Genomic DNA, 21,057 nt, shown 5'->3' on the forward strand with positions numbered 1-21,057 from the left:
GTTAGCATGATGGAAGTAGAAGACTTTGATTTTGATTTACCGGAACATTTAATTGCTCAAACACCGCTTTTGGATCGCACAGCGAGCCGTTTACTCGTTATGGGACGAGATAATGGTATCGTTACACATAAGCATTTCCGTGATTTAGTGGATGAACTAGAAGCAGGGGACTTGCTCGTGTTGAACGATACAAAAGTATTGCCGGCGCGTTTGATCGGGACGAAAGAAGAAACCGGTGCGACGATTGAAGTGTTATTATTAAAAGAAACAGGTGATGATCGCTGGGAAACGCTGGTCAAGCCTTCAAAACGTATAAAAGTAGGGACGATCGTGACGTTTGGCGACGGTTTGTTGCAGGCTGAATGTACCGCACTCGGTGAACAAGGTGGGCGCGAGTTCAAATTTAGTTATGATGGTATTTTTTATGAGTTGCTCGATCAGCTCGGGCAGATGCCGTTGCCTCCATATATTACCGAGACGTTAGAAGATCAGACGCGCTATCAAACCGTTTTTGCAAAAGAGCGTGGGTCTGCGGCAGCACCTACAGCCGGCTTGCACTTCACGGATGAAATCCTGGATGCATTGCGTGAAAAAGGCGTGCAGATTGCTTTCATTACGTTGCACGTTGGACTTGGTACATTCCGTCCTGTTAGTGTGGATACAATTGAAGACCACACGATGCATGCGGAATATTATGTGATGACGGAAGAAACGGCGGCACTCGTTCGCGAGACAAAAGCTAATGGTGGCAATGTAGTGGCGGTCGGTACGACGTCTACACGGACGCTTGAGACCATCGCTTCAGAGAATAATGGTGAAGTCGTCGCGGCAAGTGGTTGGACTTCGATTTTCATTTATCCTGGGTATGAGTTCAAAGCAATTGACGGTTTAGTGACGAATTTCCACTTGCCAAAATCCACGCTATTGATGATGTTATCGGCATTTGCCGGACGCGATCATGTCATGCGTGCATATGAAGAAGCCGTGAAAGAGCAGTATCGCTTTTTCAGTTTTGGGGACGCGATGTTCATCCGCCCTGCTACAAGAAAGGAACGAGGTTAATTGGCAGCTATTACGTACGAACATATCAAAACATGTAAACAAACGGGTGCGCGACTTGGGATTGTCCATACGCCGCACGGTTCATTTGAAACACCTGCTTTCATGCCTGTCGGAACACAAGCTACGGTAAAAACGATGGCTCCGGAAGAATTGAAGGCAATGGGTGCAGGCATTATTTTAAGTAACACGTATCATTTATGGTTACGTCCAGGGAATGAAATCGTCAAAGAAGCGGGTGGATTACATAAGTTCATGAACTGGGATCGTCCCATTTTGACTGATTCCGGCGGCTTCCAAGTGTTTTCTTTAAGTAAATTCCGTGATATTAAAGAAGAAGGCGTTCATTTCCGTAATCATATTAATGGAGATAAGTTGTTCTTAAGTCCAGAAAAAGCGATGGAGATTCAAAATGATCTTGGAGCGGATATTATGATGGCATTTGACGAATGTCCTCCATTCCCTGCGACGCATGAATATATGAAAGCAAGTGTTGAGCGTACGTCACGATGGGCAGAACGTTGCCTCGAATCACATGGACGTCCAACAGATCAAGGATTATTCGGTATCGTACAAGGTGGCGAGTATGAAGATCTTCGTAAGCAAAGTGCGCGTGATCTAGTCTCGATGGATTTCCCAGGCTATGCAATCGGTGGGTTGTCTGTCGGGGAACCGAAAGATATTATGAACAAAGTGTTGGACTTCACGACACCATTGCTTCCGCAAGATAAGCCGCGTTATTTGATGGGTGTTGGATCTCCAGACTCATTGATCGACGGTGCAATCCGTGGTATCGATATGTTTGACTGTGTCTTGCCGACACGGATTGCACGTAACGGTACGTTAATGACAAGTGAAGGTCGTGTAGTTGTCAAAAATGCGAAGTATGAACGAGATTTTGGTCCGCTTGATCCGAACTGTGATTGTTATGCGTGCAAAAACTATAGTCGTGCCTATATTCGTCATTTAATTCGTGCGGGTGAAACATTTGGCATACGATTGACGTCCTATCATAACCTGCACTTCTTGCTGAATTTAATGGAGCAAGTACGTCAGGCTATACGTGAAGATCGCCTCGGTGATTTCCGCGAAGAGTTTTTTGAGCAATACGGCTTCAACAAACCGAATGCAAAAAACTTTTAAATCTTGTATAATAAAATTTGATGCTTTAGGAAGGGGGAAAATCTATAATGATGGAACAATACGGTGGTATTTTCACACTAGTCATCATGGTGGCTATTATGTGGTTTTTACTAATTCGTCCTGCTCAGAAGAGACAGAAAGCAGCGAAAGAGATGCAAAATAGTTTAAAGCGTGGAGACGAAGTAGTAACAATTGGTGGTATTCACGGTACTGTGGATGCAGTAGATGAAACGTCTATTTTCTTGCGTGTATCTGATACTACAGTTTTGCGTTTTGACAAGCAAGCGGTAGGCAGAGTCGCAACAGCGTCATAAGTAAAAGCGGTGATCTATTGGTATATCCATAGATTTCCGCTTTTTTGTTTAGTCACGTATAGAAAAACGATCTGCCGGCACACTAAGTGTGAAGGAGGCAGATTCGCTGTGCATGAGTTACTAATTATCGGATTGCGTACGGTGTTTTTATATATATTTCTTCTTGTGATATTACGAATTATGGGAAAACGGGAAGTCGGTGAACTGGGCGTCATAGATATCGTTGTCTTTATCATTATGGCGGAAGTAGCTGCGATGATTGTAGAATCTCCCGATAAACCCATTTTTAAAGGGATTCTTCCTATTCTCCTATTGCTGGTCATTCAATATATATCCTCCATGATTTCATTGAAAAATAAGAAGTTTCGTGATCTAGTCGATGGTGATCCAACGCTGATGATTCGACATGGAGAGATCCAGGAAGATGAAATGCGTAAACAGCGTTATAATCTTGATGACTTGTTTCAACAGTTACGAGAGAATCAAGTCGGTTCGATTCATAACGTGACGTTTGCGTATCTCGAATCTTCCGGAAATTTATCTGTATTCACTAAAGACGGTGACCATCCAATTGTCGGACTGGTGCTCGATGGGGAAATGCAGCCGGAGCATCTAAAATTGATCGGCAAGACGGAAGACTGGTTGCTAAAAAAGTTACGTGCTAAAAATATTACTGATTTGAGCACGATTTTTTATTGCTCATATGAACAAGGTGAAATTAGAGTCCAATTGAAAAAGAATTAATAGCGTTTAACTAAATTCCGTAACATGACGAAGTCCTGCGTTTTGATTTGTCTCGTCAGCAATAATAAAGCGAACAGCACGCCTGACGTAATGGCACATTCGATAAATAGATGGTGCGAACCGATTGGAATGAAAATCGGACGAATGACGACGGTCAGCAAGAACACGATATAGGTCATCGCGAACATCGAAAATCCAGTAGCGGTTGATTTGTTTTGGCGGAGTGTAGCAATATGCAAGAAAGATGTCACGAGTACACCGAAACCGATTGCGAGAACGGCACCCGTTTCTTGAAGACCTGGTTGCGATGCTAAAATGAACATCACCGCAAGTTTTGCGATCCCTCCGTAAACGGAGTTCATCATGCCGGCTTTCGCATCACCTGTTGCCTGCAAAATGGAATAGAGAGGGCTTTGAATATAATAAAAGAAGAAAATGGGTGCGAGCAACGTCATATAGCTGCCGCCTTCCACAATATGGAACAGCTTCTCTGCGAGTTCTTGGCCGTGCATATAAAATACGGTAGCCGCAAATGCACCAGTTAAAGCGGATAAACGCAATGCTAAATGAATGCGTTCTTGCAACTTTTTGACGTTACTCGAAGCGGCTGCACCACTGACGGCTGGAACGAGCACGACGGATAATGCGTACGGAATGAATGCCGGAAACAATAATAACGGAATAAGTACCCCTGAAATGACACCATACAATGAAGTGGCCGCTACCGTTCCAACGCCTGCCATGGAAAGTGCGCGTAAAAAGATGATGGGTTCAAGAAACCATGTGAAAGTACCAAATAGCCGACTGCCTGACGAAGGAAGTGCCACCTCAAGAATGGGCTCCATCGGATAGCGCGGTTCATTTTTCTGTGGCTTCGGATGTTTCTTTTGTTGCTGACGGTATTTGTATAGAAGATAAAGTACCGACACGACTTCAGCGAGGAATGTCACAGCCATCGCATACGCTGCATTCATCATGGGATCTTCTGGAGCTAGAATGTATGGCAACATCCATGTGATCAATAAAATACGAAAGATTTGCTCAATCACTTGTGCCCATGCGGTTTCTTCAATACGTGAAATCCCTTGGAAATAACCTCTGATTAACCCACCGATTGAAGCGATGGGTACGATGGCGAGGGCTACATATAATGCAGTGGAAGTTGCGCTATTACCGAGTAAAGTCTCAGCTAGAAAAGGAATGAACAGGATACACGCAGGAATGAAAACTGCGCCGGATAAAATAGTGATAAATGTGGCGGTTCTCATAACTTGTCGCAATTGTACGGTGCCGCCTTGTGCTTTTAATTCCGCTATTACCTTCGCGATTGCAATCGGTACACCAAGCTGTACTAAGGAGAGGAAAAAGATGAATGCCGGGTATGCGGTCATATAGATCCCGACTGTTTCTTCTCCTGCTACCCGCATAAATTGAATTCGATAGACGAAACCGAGTAATTTTGATAAAAACACGGCCGCCATCAAAAAGATCGTCCCCCGAATAAATGATGACATCCTACACCACTCCTTCTGATTTGCCAGGTTTTCCAATACAATAAGAATGCTTGGGCAAAACCCAAATATAGTTAAGTGTATGTGATATAATCAAGTTTATTCCGGAACTATACACGAGGGGGGAAGTGGCATTGGATCAACAGTTGACAGACTTATACAGACAGTTGCTCCCTGCGCTAGAAAGTAAAAAGCAAGAATTGACGTTTTACGGCTACTCGGAGATTACGGAGGAAGATTTACTGAAATATGTAGTAGAGAAAAAGTGGCGAAAAAAAGATGTTTCTGCGATGCGTTCTTATGAAATGATTTCAGATGTATTGACCATTACGGCGGCACAGTTCATGACCCATACGCAAACCGAGGCGCAACGCCACAGTGAAGACGTGTTGGAGCTGAGTAAAGAAGAATGGTCTGTGTTATTTTCGCCTAAAAAAGCGGATTGATTTGCAATTCCTATCATGAAGTATTTGACACAGACAACCTACTGTTTCATAATTGGTATGTTGTACAATGAGAGAAGAAAGTACATAACAGGTGCTATGCCGCTCTAGTATATGAGGGGGAAAAGGAAATATGAAAAACAGAGGAAGGATCGTCGCGTTTTTGCTGCTCATCGTTATTTTAGCATCAACGGTATTTTCCACGACGAGTCCGATTTTAAAAGATGTCAAGTTAGGCCTTGACTTACAGGGTGGTTTCGAGGTTCTGTATCAAGTGAAGCCATTGAAAGAAGGACAAAAGATCACGGAGTCAACGGTTGCCGATACGGCACGTGCATTGACGAATCGTATTGACGTGCTCGGTGTAAACGAACCAAGCATTCAAATCGAATCCAACAACCGAATCCGCGTTCAGCTTGCCGGGGTAGAAGATCAGGAAACTGCCCGCGAATTATTATCCACCCAAGCCAATCTATCATTCCGTAATGCGAATGATGAATTGATGCTTGACGGAAATGATTTGAAAGAAGGTAAAGCAAAAGCCAATTTCGATGAAAATAACAACCCTGTTGTTACATTGGAAATGAAAGATCCAAATAAATTTGGAGAAGTTACATCTGAAATTGCAGCAATGAAGCCGGATAACATGCTCGTTATTTGGTTGGACTTCATTGAAGGTGAAAACTCCTTTAAAGAAGAAGCTGCAAAACCGGAATCTGCTTTTATCTCGGCTCCGTATGTGTCTAAAACGATCAACTCTTCAAGCGTCGAAATCTCAGGTAACTTCACTATTGAAGAGACGAAAAACCTGGCTGGTATTTTGAACGCAGGTGCCTTACCTGTTGATTTAGAGGAAATTTACTCGACTTCTGTCGGTGCGCAATTTGGTGAACAAGCACTGGATAAAACGATATTTGCTGGAATTATCGGTGTTAGCTTAGTCTTTATCTTTATGGCACTCTATTACCGTTTGCCAGGGCTTATCGCAGTTGTCACACTCTCTGTTTATATCTTTTTGATTTTGCTAGTGTTCACATTAATCAACGGTGTGTTGACACTACCTGGTATCGCGGCATTAATGCTCGGGGTCGGTATGGCAGTCGATGCCAATATCATCACCTATGAGCGGATCAAAGAAGAATTACGTGTCGGTAAATCGGTTAAAACATCCTTTACGGCCGGAGCGAAGTCTTCGTTCACCGCAATCCTCGACGCGAACGTCACGACACTCCTTGCAGCAGTCGTATTGTTCATTTATGGTACAAGCTCTGTTAAAGGTTTCGCGACCATGCTCATTATTAGTATTTTGGTTAGTTTCCTAACAGCTGTTTGGGGATCTCGTCTATTGCTTGGACTACTCGTTCACAGTGGATACCTCGACAATAAAGTTAGCTGGTTTGGACTGAACAAGAAACAAGTGCATTCAGCGGATGAAGGCTATGAAACACTTGATCTTACGACGAAATTTGACCGTTTTGATTTCGTGCATTCGAGAAAACGTTTCTATACTCTTTCTATCGTCTTATTGCTCGTCGGGGCCATTATGCTCGGTGTCTTTAAGCTCAACTTGGGAATCGACTTCTCAGGCGGTACACGTGTGGAAATGCTTGCTGAACAACAGCTCGATGAAACGGAAGTAACGAAACTTCTGGAAGAGATCGGCCACCCAACGTCCGACGTTGTCATTTCAGGTGATGATAAGAACATTGCGGTTGCACGATATAAAGAAGACTTCGGACAAGAAGAAGTCAATAAAATCAAAAAAGAGTTGTCTGAAGAATATGGCGCGGAACCAAACGTTTCAACGGTTTCCAATACGGTAGGGAAAGAGCTCGTACGCAATGCTATTTCTGCACTAGCAATTGCTGCTCTAGGTATCATCATCTACGTAGCGTTCCGTTTCGAATGGCGCATGGGTCTAGCGGCAATTATCGGTTTACTGCATGACGCGTTCTTCATGATTGCGATCTTCAGTATTTTGCGACTTGAAGTAGATATCACATTCATTGCGGCGGTACTGACGATTATCGGTTATTCTATCAACGATACGATCGTCACCTTCGACAGAATACGTGAAAACTTGAATCGCTCGAAGCATATTAGTACTGACGACGAGTTGGCAGCGATCGTCAATAAATCATTGCGACAGACACTTGGCCGTTCGGTTAACACGGTTCTGACAGTCATCTTCGTCGTAGTGGCATTGATGGCACTCGGTGCAGAATCAATTCGACCGTTCTCCGTCGCTCTATTGATTGGTTTGCTGGCAGGTACGTATTCATCCATCTTCATCTCTGCTCAACTTTGGTTCGATCTAAAGAGAAAGCAAATTTCGAAGAATGGTGGAATGAAAGTAGAAAAAGAGAAAAAACAATGGGGCTCAGACGAACCTGTTGTGTAATACGTTTGAACTATATAAAGAGCAGGGTATACTTCGGTATATCCTGCTTTTTTTGAATGGAGGAATGATGCATATGAAATTTCAATGGACTATTTTAGTCGGTTTGTTATTTGCTGTGTTGATCGCAGTATTTGCTGTATTTAACGTGGAGTCTGTACCGGTGAATTACTTCTTTGGTACAGAGATGATCCCACTTGTGCTAATTATTTTGGGCTCAGCATTGCTAGGCGCGATTATTAGTGGTTTCTTTGCTATTTATAAGTCGTATATAGGTGGGCGACGTGTGAAGGAGTTGGAAAAGCAGTTACATGTGAAGGAAGAAGAGTTGACAGCGCAGCGTAGAGAAATGCAAGAAATGGAAGAGCGTATCGATGCATTGATGGAGCCACCATTAGTTCAAGCGGAGATTATTCCACCGAAAGAGTTGTATTAAATAGGTCTAACCACAGCAACTCGTGATGTGCGGCTTGCTGTGGTTTTTTGTTCGTTGTTAAGGAGGGAAATGCGATAGTGTTACGGTATTTTGCTTGGGTTCGTAAGTAGTGGCTCTCGTTGTGGTTTTGGTAGGTGCTTTTCTTTATATGAACATAAAAGAGGACTTTATTTAGTCTAAAAAGTAAGCTACGTATTATCCAATCAGTTGTCTTATGTCGAAAGGCAATCCCTCACGTCGCATAGAAAGAAAACGACAGTAGTTGATCGGAGTGGAAGGCGGCGACTCCCGATGGATCAGCCCGACAGGTGAGACAACTAAAGGGAGCTTGCGACCTAGTTGGCTCACCGCGGGCCCATGGGAAAGCGTCCGCCTGGAACGCAGATCAACGGCGTCATCCCACTCCCAATCTTCCCATATCGTTTCCTTTCAGTCTCCATCCACATTCGCTATAATAAGAACAGAGGATGTGAAAGCATTGATACAATCCAAAAAAAGATGGCAAATCGATCGGCCAGACGAAGAACTCGTCAACCAGCTCGCGAAAGACTTGAACCTTTCCACGATGCTGACGAAAATACTCGTTGCACGCGGAATCACCACAAGCGAACAAGCAAACGCGTACTTGCACATGGACGAGTCCAACTTGCATGACCCATTTTTATTACATGACATGCAAAAAGCTGTCGATCGCATCCAACATGCAATCGATACACAGCAACAACTCACAATATATGGAGATTATGATGCCGGTGCGACACGTTTCTGAGTGAAAAGCTTAGACACTAGGATAAATCCTAGGAGAACTGATTTCTTGATAGGTGGAATGATTGGGTAACGCCTTGAAACGCCTACTCTGATACTCCGACAAGCCTTTCAACGGTTATATTGAAAGGTTTGAAGCTCGGTGAAGTCGGCAGAGAGATACCGTAAGTTAGAGAAAGCTCAGCAAGTATCTAATACGAAAGCTGTCCAGAGGTGGATGGTGTGTCCTATATGCCGGGAGTCCATAAAATATCTATGGTTAGAATGTGCTGCACAAGCACTGACGAATCTCTGAATGTACGGGTCTAGACGTAGTTGTTACAGAAATGTAACAGGTGGCAGTGCCATCGTGTGTGTGGGCGAGTAAAAATCTGGCGTTATGAAAACCCATAACTTGTTACAGGCAAGTTCAAGCATACAGGACTATAGGAGAAACCTAAGGATATATGTACGGATAAAGAAATCGGAACGTGGAAAACGAAGGATGTGGAGGTATTAACCTACCTGCGAAACAGTTCAGTAGATAAAGGGGCGACCTATTAAAACTGATTTTCCTTTCGTGAGAGTGGAGCCATAGTACCTTTGAAACCATGATAATAAGTGGTGGAGGGATAGGCTCTAGTCGGAAATTTCAAAGACTTATAAATGCATAACAGACACAGATTCGAGTACGACTAAAAGAATCACCACTTGAGAGAGGGGTTGATGTCTGTGGCAAATTCACAAATCGTAAAACATGTTAAAAAGTCCAAACTCAGAAATGCAGAGTATTACCACATGCAAGATACACTTGATATGCTGCATGAACAAAGCAAAAATGGCAGTAGTTTCAGAAACTTAATGAGCATGATTAGTTCTTCTGAAAACATTAAGTTGGCGTATCGAAATATCAAGAAAAATACAGGTAGCAAAACGGCTGGCGTTGATGGTCGAACAATCGAGCATATATCTAAGCTAACCGAGGAGCAATTTGTTGGCTTTGTTAGAAATAAGCTTCGAGATTATAAACCGAAAGCAGTTAGACGAGTAGAAATACCAAAGCCGAATGGGAAAATTAGACCTTTAGGAATTCCTGCAATTTGGGATAGGATAGTCCAACAGTGTATACTACAAATTCTTGAACCCATAGTTGAAGCAAAATTCTCAGGGAGAAGTCATGGATTTAGACCAAACCGTTCAGTTGAGAATGCGATAGCACAAAGTTATCGTCTAATGCAGAATTCAAAAATGTCATATGTAATTGATATAGATATTAAGGGATTCTTCGATAACGTGTCTCATGCCAAGTTGTTAAAACAAATGTGGGCAATGGGGATACAAGATAAGAATTTACTCACTATTATTTCGAAAATGCTCAAAGCGAAAATCAAGTTGCCAGATGGACAAATCATCGAGAATGAGAAAGGTACGCCACAAGGAGGGATTTTGTCTCCTTTGTTATCTAATATCGTTCTCAATGAACTTGACCGCTGGATTGAAAGCCAATGGGAGGATGTTCCTACTAAAAAGGATTATCTGCAATACCATAAAAAGAAAAATAATCACGCTGATAAAGGTTACAAATACAGGATGCTCAGGAAATCCAAGCTAAAAGAATGTTATATTGTTCGATATGCGGATGATTTCAAAATCTTTTGCAGTAATCCTAATCACGCCAAACGATTATTTATCGCGGTACAAAACTGGCTGAAAGAAAGACTTGGTTTAGAAATAAGCGAAGACAAATCAAAAATAGTGAATCTCAAAAAGGGCTACTCTGAATTCTTAGGGTTTAAGATGAAACTAATTCCTAAGGGTGATAAATGGATTGTGAAGAGTCATATGTGCGATCAGGCAGTAAGACGCACAAAGAAAAACTTGAAGCAAATCATTAACGGTATTCGACATGATAGCGGTGTTAATGACCAAGCAAGAAAAATAGCACTCTACAACTCGACTGTAATAGGACTTCATCAATATTTCCGTACCGCTACAATGATTTCCGAAGATATGGGGAACATTGCATACGAAGTGAATGCATGCATGAAAGACCATCGTATGAAAAGGCGAATTAAGAAAACAGGTGTGATAACATCTGATTTCATTAAGAAAGAATACGGGAAGAGCAAACAATTAAGATTTATATCACGAGATCCGCTCCTACCCATTGGATATATTAAACACAAAAATCCGATGATGAAGCGAAACACGGTGAATGCATATACAAAAGAAGGTAGAGAAGAAATTCACAAAAACCTGACGACTGTTGATATTAATATTCTTCGATTTTTGATGGAGCATCCAATTCCACAACGAAGTATAGAGTACAACGATAACCGTATAGCATTATATTGTGCACAAAGAGGAAAATGCCATGTAACTGGGCAAATGTTAAACCCGATGACGATTCATTGTCATCATAAAGTACCACGGTTGCAAGGTGGTACTGACCAATATAACAACCTCTGTCTCGTTGATAAGGAAATCCACATCTTAATCCATGCAATAGATGAAGAAATAATCTTAAAGTATAAAAAGTTACTAACCAACTCACAAAGCCTGAATAAGATAAATACGCTACGAAAGAAACTGGAACTACAACAATTAACAATCTAATTGGACGATTAGACATACAAACGAACAAGTGAATTCTGTTAAGTTATGTAGATTACCAAAGTTTTGAAATTTTTCGATGGAACGCCGTGTGAGGTGAAAGTCTCACGCACGGTGTGAAGTGGGGGAAAAGCTGGCGATAAACTCAAAGGCTTACCTATCACTATACGGCGTAACAAGCGTCACCGTGCTAACGACAGCGCTCGAACGTCTTGGTGCAAAAGTGAACTTCGCTATTCCTAACCGTTTTGAACATGGCTACGGACCGAACAGCGACTATTTTGAACAACTACATACAGAAGGCACAGAAGTCCTTATCACCGTAGACAACGGAATTTCAGGCATCGAACAAGTCGCATTCGCGAAGTCGCTTGGGATGACGATCATCGTAACTGACCACCACGAAATGGGCGACGTACTACCTGAGGCGGATGCGGTCATTCACCCACGTCATCCAGAAGGTAATTATCCATTTGGAGAACTCGCAGGTGTAGGAGTGGCATTCAAACTCGCTTCTGCTTTACTTGGAGAACCACCGCTCGATTTGCTAGAATTCGTAGCGATCGGCACCATCGCAGACTTAGTTCCGTTAGAAGATGAAAATCGTTATATGGTGAAAGAAGGTATCCGCAGATTACGTCGCACGCAGCGTCCTGGCATCAAAGCGTTGATGCAAGTGAGTGGTCATGAGCAGAGCGCTTTATCGGAAGAAACGATTGGCTTTACGATCGGTCCTCGTCTGAATGCACCGGGCCGACTTGGCGATGCGGATCCAGCGGTCGATTTATTAAAGGCGGAAGATGAGCAGCTAGCACTAGGAATTGCGGAAGAATTGAATGATTTAAATAAAGAACGGCAACAATTAGTGAAAGAAATCGCGAAAGAAGCGCAAGAGCAAGTGGAAATCCGTTATGGCGATCATGTGCCTCACGTGTTAGTCATAGAAGGTGAAGGCTGGAATCCGGGTGTTGTCGGTATCGTATCGTCGAGACTGACGGAGAAATATTACCGTCCATCCATCATTTTGTCGCTCGATCGTGAAACAGGAATTGCGAAAGGTTCTGCGCGCAGTATTGAAGGCTTTGATTTGTATAAGGAACTGTCGAAGAATGCGTCGATTCTGCCACATTTCGGAGGACATGCGATGGCTGCCGGGATGTCATTGAAAATAGAGGACGTCGAATTATTGCGTTCAAATTTGAATGAACAGGCGAAGGAAGTATTGACGGAAGAAGATTTACAGCCCATTTTATCTATCGATGTACCACTGGGATTGGATGAAATTGATATCGCCTCCATCGAAGCGCTAGAGAAAATCCGGCCGTTTGGTATGGGATTCCCGAAGCCAGTTTTCTTATTAGAGCAGCTCGACACGATCTCTGTCCGTAAAATAGGGTCAGCGAAAGATCATTTGAAGCTTGAAATGGGCGATCGTAGTGAACGTCTAGATGCGATATTTTTCGGAGCGGGAGCATTGGCGGACGAAATGGCACCGCAAAGTAAGCTTAGTTTGACGGGTGATTTGCAGATCAATGAATGGAATGGTAACAAGAAAGCACAGTTACTTGTAGAAGATGTGAAATGTGACGAGTGGCAGTTGTTCGATTACCGTGGAATTCGGGAGCCTGCTAGATGGTTGCCACTGATTCCAGATCAAGCACAGTTTATTGCGTTTAGTGAAGAAGCCGTCCAACATTTCGCGCCATTTTTCAAAGAAATACCGATTTCTTTGATAGGACGCGATGAACTTCATCCGTCTTCTGCTATCGTATTACTCGATATGCCACAGGCCGAAGAACAGTTGAAGCAAGTGATGGAAAAGACGCTTGCCAACCGAGTGTATCTTCACCTGCATGTGCATGATTCGATGTACTTTGAAAAGATGCCAGATCGTCAACAATTTGGTTGGTATTACAGCTTTTTGAAAAAACGTGAGACATTTGATCTGTACAATCAAATTGATATGCTTTCCAAACATAAAGGTTGGAAAAAAGATATGATAAAGTTCATGACAAAAGTGTTTTATGAACTAGAATTTGTTACACTAGAGAATGGTAAGGTGACGATGCTCACTTCTGCAGACAAACGTGATTTGGCAGAAGCGCCATCGTATAAAAAACGCCAACAGCAAATCAAGCTGGAAGAGTTGTTGCTTTATGCTCCGTATCAGGACTTAAAGAAGGTATTCAACTCTTTACGCGAGACGGAAGCTGTTGAGGAGGAAAAACTGTGGACTTAAAAAAGTATGTAACGACTGTAGACGATTATCCGAAACCGGGTGTCAGCTTTAAAGACATCACGACGATTATGGATAACGGAGAAGCATATAAATATGCGACAGACCAAATTGTCGAATATGCGAAGGGATTGGACGTAGATATTATCGTAGGGCCAGAAGCGCGCGGTTTTATCATCGGATGTCCTGTTGCCTATGCGCTTGAAATCGGTTTTGCACCGGTTCGTAAGCCTGGCAAATTACCACGCGAAACGATCTCGGTCTTTTATGACTTAGAGTATGGACAAGATGAATTAACGATTCACAAAGATGCTATCAAGCCCGGCCAACGTGTACTCGTTGTCGATGATTTACTTGCAACTGGCGGTACAGTCGGCGCAACAGTCGAATTGATCGAGAAACTAGGCGGTGTAGTAGCTGGCTGTGCATTCTTAATCGAACTATCGTACTTGAACGGTCGCGAAAAGTTGACGAATGAAAACATTAAGGCATTAATTACGTACTGATTGGGGAATCCTTCGCTTAATGCGGAGGATTCTTGCTATATTAATATAGGCACTGGGTTTGATTCGCTTTACATATAGGTGATATTATACATATACTACTAAAAATTATTATCTAAATATTTACGAAATAGGTTGAAAGGGGTAAGTAAATGGCGAAAAATCAAGACCTGACAGAACAAGACATATACGACTTGGTCGCGAAATATATGAACGAAGAACACGTCGAATTCATTAAGCGGGCATATGTGATGGCTGAAAAGTCGCACGAAGGGCAGTTTAGGACTTCAGGTGAACCGTATATTAACCATCCAATTCAAGTCGCAGGCATTTTGGCGGGTCTTCAAATGGATCCAGAAACCGTCGCGGCCGGCTTCTTGCATGATGTGGTGGAGGATACGGATATTAGCCGCGAAGATATTATTCGTGAATTCGGTGATGAAGTTGCAATGCTCGTTGATGGTGTAACCAAGCTTGATAAATTGAAATTTAGATCCAATGAAGAAAAGCAAGCGGAAAACCACCGCAAAATGTTTATCGCGATGGCACAGGATATCCGTGTCATTTTAATCAAACTTGCAGACCGTCTGCATAATATGCGTACACTGAAACATGTTCCGGCAGCGAAGCAACGTCGTGTATCGGAAGAAACATTAGAAATCTTCTCTCCACTCGCTCACCGTCTCGGAATTTCCACGATCAAATGGGAACTCGAAGATATTGCATTGCGTTATTCTAATCCCCAACAATATTACCGTATCGTGAATCTCATGAAGCAAAAGCGGACAGAACGTGAACAATATTTGAAAGACGTCATGAACCAAATGCGCGTCGAACTGGATGAAATGGGAATCGCTGCAGAAATTCACGGCAGACCCAAGCATTTGTATTCTATTTATCAAAAGATGGTCATCCAGAAAAAAGAGTTTAATGAAATTTATGATCTACTGGCGGTTCGTATTGTCGTAAAAAGCATTAAAGATTGTTATGCGGCACTTGGAATCATCCATACATTATGGAAGCCGATGCCCGGACGATTTAAGGACTATATTGCGATGCCGAAACAAAATTTGTATCAATCCATTCATACGACAGTTGTTGGACCCGCAGGAGATCCGCTTGAAGTACAAATTCGAACGGAAGAAATGCACCGAATTTCGGAATTTGGCGTGGCAGCGCACTGGGCATATAAAGAAGGTAAACAAGTCGCAAAGCTTTCCAGTGATATTGATTCGAAACTGACTTGGTTCCGTGAAATATTGGAAATTCAAAATGAATCGTCCAATGCACAGGAATTTATGGAATCATTGAAGTTCGACTTATTTTCGGACATGGTCTATGTATTTACACCGGACGGGGATGTCGTCGAATTGCCGCAAGGTTCCGTACCGATCGACTTTGCCTATCGCGTCCACTCCGAAATTGGGAACCGGACGACCGGAGCTAAAGTGAATGGGAAAATCGTACCGCTTGATTCGTCGTTATCGACAGGCGATATCGTCGAGATTCTGACATCGAAACAGTCATTTGGTCCAAGCCGTGATTGGTTGAAATTGGCACATACATCCCAGGCGAAAAATAAGATTCGCCAATATTTTAAAAAGCAATTGCGTGACGAGAACATCGACAAAGGTAGCGAGATGATTCAGAAAGAATTAAAAGAAGAAGAGTATGATATCAAAGAAGCGTTAAGTAATGAAAATATGCAGCGTGCTATTGATAAATTCAGTTTCACTTCTGAAGAAGACCTCTACGCGGCGGTTGGTTCTGGCGGCATAACCGCACAACAAGTAGTCAATCGACTAGCTGAGAGAATGCGCAAAGAACGCGTGAAGAAAGAAACGATTGATAAAATCGTCTCAGAAATTCAAACACCAAAGCCAGAGAAATCGACGGAGTCCGGTGTAATCGTCAAAGACATCGACAATATGCTGATTCGTATTTCAAAGTGCTGTAACCCGGTACCAGGCGATGAAATCGTTGGATTCATTACACGTGGCCGAGGCGTTTCCGTTCACCGTACTGATTGTCCGAACGTTTTGTCTGAACAAGGACAGCAAGAGCGTATCATTGAAGTCCAATGGGCATTGCAAGACGATCAAGTTCGCAAAGAATTCCAGGTTGATATTGAAATTTCCGCATTCGATCGACAAGGGTTGCTCAATGAAGTCATGATGGTCGTGGCGGATATGAATACGCCGATAATCGCAGTAAGTGGCAAAGCGGATAAAGATGATATCGCGCATATCCATATGTCGATCAAGATCCAAAACATCACGCATCTGCAACGCACTGTCGATAAAATCAAACAGATCAAAGATGTGTATTCCGTAGAACGAGTTATGAACTAAATAGGGAGGTGTGAACATGCGAGTATTATTACAGCGTGCGAAAGATGCTTCCGTAACAGTTGGCGGAGAAATTACAGGCTCTATTTCAACTGGCTATGTGTTGCTTGTCGGCATCACGCATGAAGATACCGAACAAGATGCCAACTATATCGCCAATAAGGTCGCCGGCTTGCGTATTTATGAAGATGACGACGGGAAATTGAATCGTTCAATTAAAGAAGTTGATGGCGCGATTCTGTCAGTTTCCCAGTTTACTTTGTATGGCAACGTACAAAAAGGACGTCGTCCAAGCTTTATCGAGGCGGCGAAAACCGATGTAGCAGAACCTTTGTGGGAATACTTCAATGAACAGCTACGCGGTCATGGACTTCACGTGGAAACAGGACAGTTTGGTGCGATGATGGACGTGCAATTGACGAATGATGGTCCTGTGACGTTGATGGTTGAGTCTAGATAAGAGGTCGATTGGGGTTAATGAGCGGTTGCGGGGTGTGATAGAGCGCTCGCCGCGAGTCTATGAGCGGATAGCTGGTGCAATAGAGCGGTTGCGACGTGTCATAGAGCGCTTATGTATGGTAATAGAGTGGATGTACGTTTTCTATGAGCATCTGCTAGTTCTGATCTTCATACTTAATTCATCAAACAAGTTGACAGTATTAGCGGTTACGACTAACATAGATAGTAATCGAATTAATTCATACACCGATGATGTGGAAAATACCTTTACTTCAGGCTGGAAAGAGAACGGGGAACTTGGCTGAAATTCCCTGACAGTACCGTAAGGCGAAGAACACCACGGAGGATTCATGCTGAAATTAGTAGGCGTGGACGGAACCGGCCGTTATCCGGATTCGAGTGGGCACTTTTGTGTCAATTTGGGTGGAACCGCGGAAGCTACAAGCTCTCGTCCCTGTTTTATTAGGGATGGGAGCTTTTTTGTGTTCTCAGAAAGTTCACCCGTTATTAGATGATCGAAAGGAGTTTTACTAATGAATTTTAAAGTTCCCCGCGGTACGCAGGATATTCTTCCTGACGTTTCCTGGAAATGGCAGCGCGTTGAAAAGATCGCTCGTTCGATTTGTGATGTCTACAATTACAAGGAAATCCGCACACCGATTTTCGAGCAAACGGAATTATTCCAACGCACAGTCGGTGATACGACAGATATCGTGCAAAAAGAGATGTACACATTCACGGATCGAGGAGATCGCTCGATGACGTTGCGTCCGGAAGGTACAGCACCTGTCGTGCGTTCATTCGTCGAGCACAAGATGTTTGGCTATGCAGATCAGCCTGTGAAGCTATACTACACAGGTCCGATGTTCCGCTATGAGCGTCAACAAGCTGGCCGTTACCGTCAATTCGTCCAGTTCGGCGTAGAGGCAATCGGCAGTGATGATCCAGCCATCGATGCAGAGGTAATCGAGTTGGCGATGAATATTTATAAGAAAGCCGGCTTGTCGGATATCAAACTCGTACTGAATTCACTTGGAGACAAAGAATCACGCGAAGCACACCGCGAAGCGCTGATTGCACACTTCAGCCCGAACATTGGGGAATTTTGTTCAGACTGCCAAAACCGTCTGGAGAAAAATCCGTTGCGCATTTTGGACTGTAAAGTGGATAGAGAACACCCATTGATGAAAACAGCACCTTCATTAGCTAATTATCTCAATGAAGAATCAAGCGCGTACTTCGAGAAAGTGAAAAACTACTTAGACATTGCAGGCATTGAGTACGAATACGATCCGAATCTTGTACGTGGTCTTGATTACTACAATCACACCGCATTCGAGATTATGAGCACGTCTAAAGGCTTTGGTGCAATCACGACTCTATGTGGCGGCGGACGTTACAACGGACTCGCTGAAGAAATCGGCGGCCCAGCAGCACCAGGAATTGGCTTCGCCCTCAGCATCGAGCGCCTATTACTAGCACTTGAAGCGGAAGAAAAGTCCTTTACAGACGAACCTTCACTCGACGTCTATATCGTCACACTCGGCGATGCGGCACGAGGAAAAGGCTTTGAAATTCTTGGCAAGCTACGCGAGAATGGTTTACGCAGCGAGATGGACTATATGGACCGCAAGATGAAGGCTCAAATGAAGTCAGCAGACCGCTTGAAAGCGCATCACGTCATCGTTATCGGTGAAGATGAAGTGAACGAAAACGTCGTCCAACTGAAGAGCATGGCGGACGGCGAACAGAAAAAAGTAACGGTTGACGAATTGATTGGGGAATTGAAGAAGTAAGAGTATAGATAGCGCATGGGATTTGCGCTTCAGAGGGGACGCTTTCCCGAGGGCTCGCGGTTAGCCAACCAGGTCGCAAGCTCCCTTTGGTTGTCTCACCTGTCGAGCTGATCCTCCGGGAGTCGCCCCTCTTACGCTCCAATCCTACTAAGCGACTTTAGTTACTTCAAGACATTATGAAAGTCAGTAAAAGGATTCTTTTCTATACTTGTACTCTGTTTCAAGTGCAAATATGAGATCCAATTCAAGTACAGCCACAACTTATTTCAAAGTTCTAAGTAGGGATTGAAGTGCAGAGCGGCGACTCCCGCGGGAATAGCAATCACTTCTGCGATTAAAAGCGAAGCGTTATGAGCATGTGCCTTGAGACCCCGCAGGTAGCGAAGCGGACGAGGAGGCTCAAGCCATGCCCACAGGAAAGCGTCCGCTCGGAACGGAAATCCCCAACCACAACACTAATTTTACTTTCTACTTAGTCTTCATTTTTAAAAAACAAAATACAAACTCAAACATCAGAAGGGTAGTGTAGCTACTATGCAACGCACACATTATTGTGGGAACTTATCAGAACTACAAATCGGAGAAGAAGTCACGCTCAAAGGCTGGGTGCAGAAGCGCCGTGACCTTGGCGGACTAATCTTCATCGACGTCCGCGACCGCGCAGGCATCGTCCAGACGGTCTTCAATCCGGACATCTCAAAAGAAGCACTCGAAATTGCTGAAACATTGCGTAACGAATACGTCATCGAAGTTACCGGTCTCGTCATCGAACGTGAAGAACGCACAAAGAACAAAAACATCGCAACAGGTGCAATCGAAGTTCAAGTTGTTGAAGTAAAAGTTATCAACGAAGCGAAAAACCCGCCATTTACAATCGAGGACGAAACGGATGTAGGCGAAGAAACGCGTCTGAAGTATCGTTACTTAGACTTGCGTCGCCCTGAGCTTGCAAAAGTTTTCAAAATGCGTTCAGATATTACGAAAACAGTACGTAACTTCTTGGATGACGAAGGATTCTTGGAAGTAGAAACACCGATCCTAACGAAATCGACTCCTGAAGGCGCACGTGACTATTTAGTGCCAAGCCGTGTTCACGAAGGTGAATTCTACGCATTGCCACAGTCACCACAGCTGTTTAAGCAGTTATTGATGGTATCCGGTTTCGATCGTTACTACCAAATCGCTCGTTGTTTCCGCGATGAAGATTTACGTGCAGACCGTCAACCAGAATTCACGCAAATCGATATGGAAATGAGTTTCATGTCGATCGAAGAAATTTTGGAACTTAATGAACGTTTGATCAAGAAAGTAATGAAAGATGTCAAACAAATAGATGTTGAAACGCCGTTTAAACGCATTCCTTATGATGAAGCAATGGGGCGTTTTGGTTCAGACAAGCCGGACACTCGTTTCGGAATGGAATTGACGGACGTATCTCAGATTGTCAAAGACTCTTCATTCAAAGTATTCGCTGGCGCAGTGGAAGCGGGTGGACAGGTGAAGCTAATCAACGTTAAAGGTGCGGCAGATCAGTATTCTCGTAAAGATATCGATGCACTTGGCGAGTTTGCCAAAGTGTATGGCGCTAAAGGTATGGCGTGGTTGAAAGTGACGGAAGACGGCTTCAATGGCCCGATTGCGAAATTCTTTGACGGAGAAATTGGCGAGGCGTTGAAAGCAGCAGGCGGCGGAGAACCTGGGGATTTATTCTTATTCGGAGCAGATAAGAAGTCTGTAGTAGCCGATTCATTAGGCGCTTTACGTCTGAAGCTTGGAAAAGAACTGGACTTGATTGATCAGTCTCAGTATAACTTCCTGTGGGTAACGGACTGGCCGTTATTTGAGTACGATGAGGAAGATGGCCGTTATTACGCAGCGCATCACCCATTCACTATGCCGGCTGATGTAGAAGAATTGAAAACTAGCCCAGAAACTGTGAAAGCACAAGCGTATGACTTAGTGTTGAACGGTTATGAACTAGGTGGCGGATCATTACGTATTTATCAACGTGATGTACAAGAAGCAATGTTCAAAGCACTTGGCTTTACAGAGGAGCAAGCACGTGAGCAATTTGGATTCTTGTTGGATGCGTTTGAATACGGAACACCTCCGCACGGCGGAATCGCGTTCGGTCTAGACCGTATCGTGATGTTGCTTGCAGGTTCTACAAACTTGCGTGACACGATCGCGTTCCCTAAAACAGCTAGTGCAAGTGATCTATTAACAGAAGCACCAAGTTCTGTTGACGATGCACAGTTGAAAGAACTCGGGATTAAAGTAGTCGCTGAACCCGTAAAAAAGTGAGAAAAC

16 protein-coding genes and 1 other annotated feature are annotated in these 21,057 nt (G+C 43.5%); of the genes, 15 read left to right on the forward strand and 1 reads right to left on the reverse strand.

Annotated features, from left to right (window positions below; translation table 11 throughout):
• The first annotated feature begins 9 nt into the window (after positions 1-9).
• The 4 genes from queA to H605_RS0107850 all read left to right on the forward strand — a co-directional run bounded on the left by queA (position 10) and on the right by H605_RS0107850 (position 3,260).
• A complete protein-coding gene (gene queA / locus H605_RS0107835) occupies positions 10-1,062 on the forward strand; it encodes a tRNA preQ1(34) S-adenosylmethionine ribosyltransferase-isomerase QueA (protein WP_029053714.1) in 1,053 nt (350 codons plus the stop codon).
• On the forward strand, positions 1,063-2,202 hold the full coding sequence (gene tgt, locus H605_RS0107840) for a tRNA guanosine(34) transglycosylase Tgt (protein WP_029053715.1): 1,140 nt from the start codon (positions 1,063-1,065) through the stop codon (positions 2,200-2,202).
• A gap of 47 nt (positions 2,203-2,249) precedes the next feature.
• Positions 2,250-2,516: a preprotein translocase subunit YajC gene (gene yajC, locus H605_RS0107845; RefSeq protein WP_369802807.1), complete on the forward strand. Its 267-nt coding sequence runs from the start codon at positions 2,250-2,252 to the stop codon at positions 2,514-2,516.
• Positions 2,517-2,624: 108 nt separating this feature from the next.
• Positions 2,625-3,260 (forward strand): DUF421 domain-containing protein, encoded by a 636-nt coding sequence (locus H605_RS0107850; protein WP_029053717.1) that lies wholly within the window; start codon positions 2,625-2,627, stop codon positions 3,258-3,260.
• Here the strand turns inward: H605_RS0107850 and H605_RS0107855 are convergent.
• Entirely contained in the window at positions 3,257-4,774 is a 1,518-nt protein-coding gene (locus H605_RS0107855; RefSeq protein WP_029053718.1) for a putative polysaccharide biosynthesis protein, read from the reverse strand. The two genes, H605_RS0107850 and H605_RS0107855, sit on opposite strands and share 4 nt — an antisense overlap.
• 131 nt (positions 4,775-4,905) lie before the next feature.
• Here H605_RS0107855 and H605_RS17570 point away from each other — a divergent pair, with 131 nt between their 5' ends.
• The 11 genes from H605_RS17570 to aspS all read left to right on the forward strand — a co-directional run bounded on the left by H605_RS17570 (position 4,906) and on the right by aspS (position 21,051).
• Positions 4,906-5,217, forward strand: coding sequence for a post-transcriptional regulator (locus H605_RS17570; protein WP_037561724.1), 312 nt, complete (start codon positions 4,906-4,908; stop codon positions 5,215-5,217).
• A 130-nt stretch (positions 5,218-5,347) separates the two neighbouring features.
• The gene (secDF, locus tag H605_RS0107865) at positions 5,348-7,615 is read left to right on the forward strand and encodes a protein translocase subunit SecDF (RefSeq protein ID WP_029053719.1); all 2,268 of its coding nucleotides are present in this window, start codon (positions 5,348-5,350) and stop codon (positions 7,613-7,615) included.
• 73 nt (positions 7,616-7,688) lie between these two features.
• Positions 7,689-8,048 carry a lipopolysaccharide assembly protein LapA domain-containing protein gene (locus H605_RS0107870; RefSeq protein WP_029053720.1) on the forward strand — a complete coding sequence of 120 codons (360 nt, stop codon included), beginning with the start codon at positions 7,689-7,691 and terminating at the stop codon, positions 8,046-8,048.
• 469 nt (positions 8,049-8,517) lie between these two features.
• Positions 8,518-8,817 carry a single-stranded DNA-binding protein gene (locus H605_RS0107875; protein ID WP_248681207.1) on the forward strand — a complete coding sequence of 100 codons (300 nt, stop codon included), beginning with the start codon at positions 8,518-8,520 and terminating at the stop codon, positions 8,815-8,817.
• Positions 8,818-9,524: 707 nt separating this feature from the next.
• Positions 9,525-11,408 carry a group II intron reverse transcriptase/maturase gene (gene ltrA / locus H605_RS0107880; protein WP_232321236.1) on the forward strand — a complete coding sequence of 628 codons (1,884 nt, stop codon included), beginning with the start codon at positions 9,525-9,527 and terminating at the stop codon, positions 11,406-11,408.
• A gap of 118 nt (positions 11,409-11,526) precedes the next feature.
• Positions 11,527-13,644 carry a single-stranded-DNA-specific exonuclease RecJ gene (gene recJ, locus H605_RS17575; RefSeq protein ID WP_232321235.1) on the forward strand — a complete coding sequence of 706 codons (2,118 nt, stop codon included), beginning with the start codon at positions 11,527-11,529 and terminating at the stop codon, positions 13,642-13,644.
• Positions 13,635-14,147: an adenine phosphoribosyltransferase gene (locus tag H605_RS0107890; protein ID WP_029053723.1), complete on the forward strand. Its 513-nt coding sequence runs from the start codon at positions 13,635-13,637 to the stop codon at positions 14,145-14,147. The genes recJ and H605_RS0107890 overlap by 10 nt, the downstream gene beginning before the upstream one ends.
• A gap of 149 nt (positions 14,148-14,296) precedes the next feature.
• Positions 14,297-16,495, forward strand: a complete 2,199-nt coding sequence (locus H605_RS0107895) for a RelA/SpoT family protein (protein ID WP_029053724.1) — start codon at positions 14,297-14,299, stop codon at positions 16,493-16,495.
• 16 nt (positions 16,496-16,511) lie between these two features.
• A complete protein-coding gene (gene dtd, locus H605_RS0107900; RefSeq protein WP_029053725.1) occupies positions 16,512-16,952 on the forward strand; it encodes a D-aminoacyl-tRNA deacylase in 441 nt (146 codons plus the stop codon).
• 239 nt (positions 16,953-17,191) lie between these two features.
• Positions 17,192-17,410, forward strand: a binding site (T-box leader).
• A gap of 74 nt (positions 17,411-17,484) precedes the next feature.
• Complete coding sequence (gene hisS, locus H605_RS0107905) at positions 17,485-18,747, forward strand: histidine--tRNA ligase (protein WP_029053726.1); 1,263 nt, start codon at positions 17,485-17,487, stop codon at positions 18,745-18,747.
• A gap of 534 nt (positions 18,748-19,281) precedes the next feature.
• Positions 19,282-21,051 (forward strand): aspartate--tRNA ligase, encoded by a 1,770-nt coding sequence (gene aspS, locus H605_RS0107915; protein WP_029053727.1) that lies wholly within the window; start codon positions 19,282-19,284, stop codon positions 21,049-21,051.
• Positions 21,052-21,057: the final 6 nt, after the last annotated feature.

Source organism: Sporosarcina ureae DSM 2281, assembly GCF_000425545.1.
In the GTDB taxonomy this organism is placed as follows: domain Bacteria; phylum Bacillota; class Bacilli; order Bacillales_A; family Planococcaceae; genus Sporosarcina; species Sporosarcina ureae.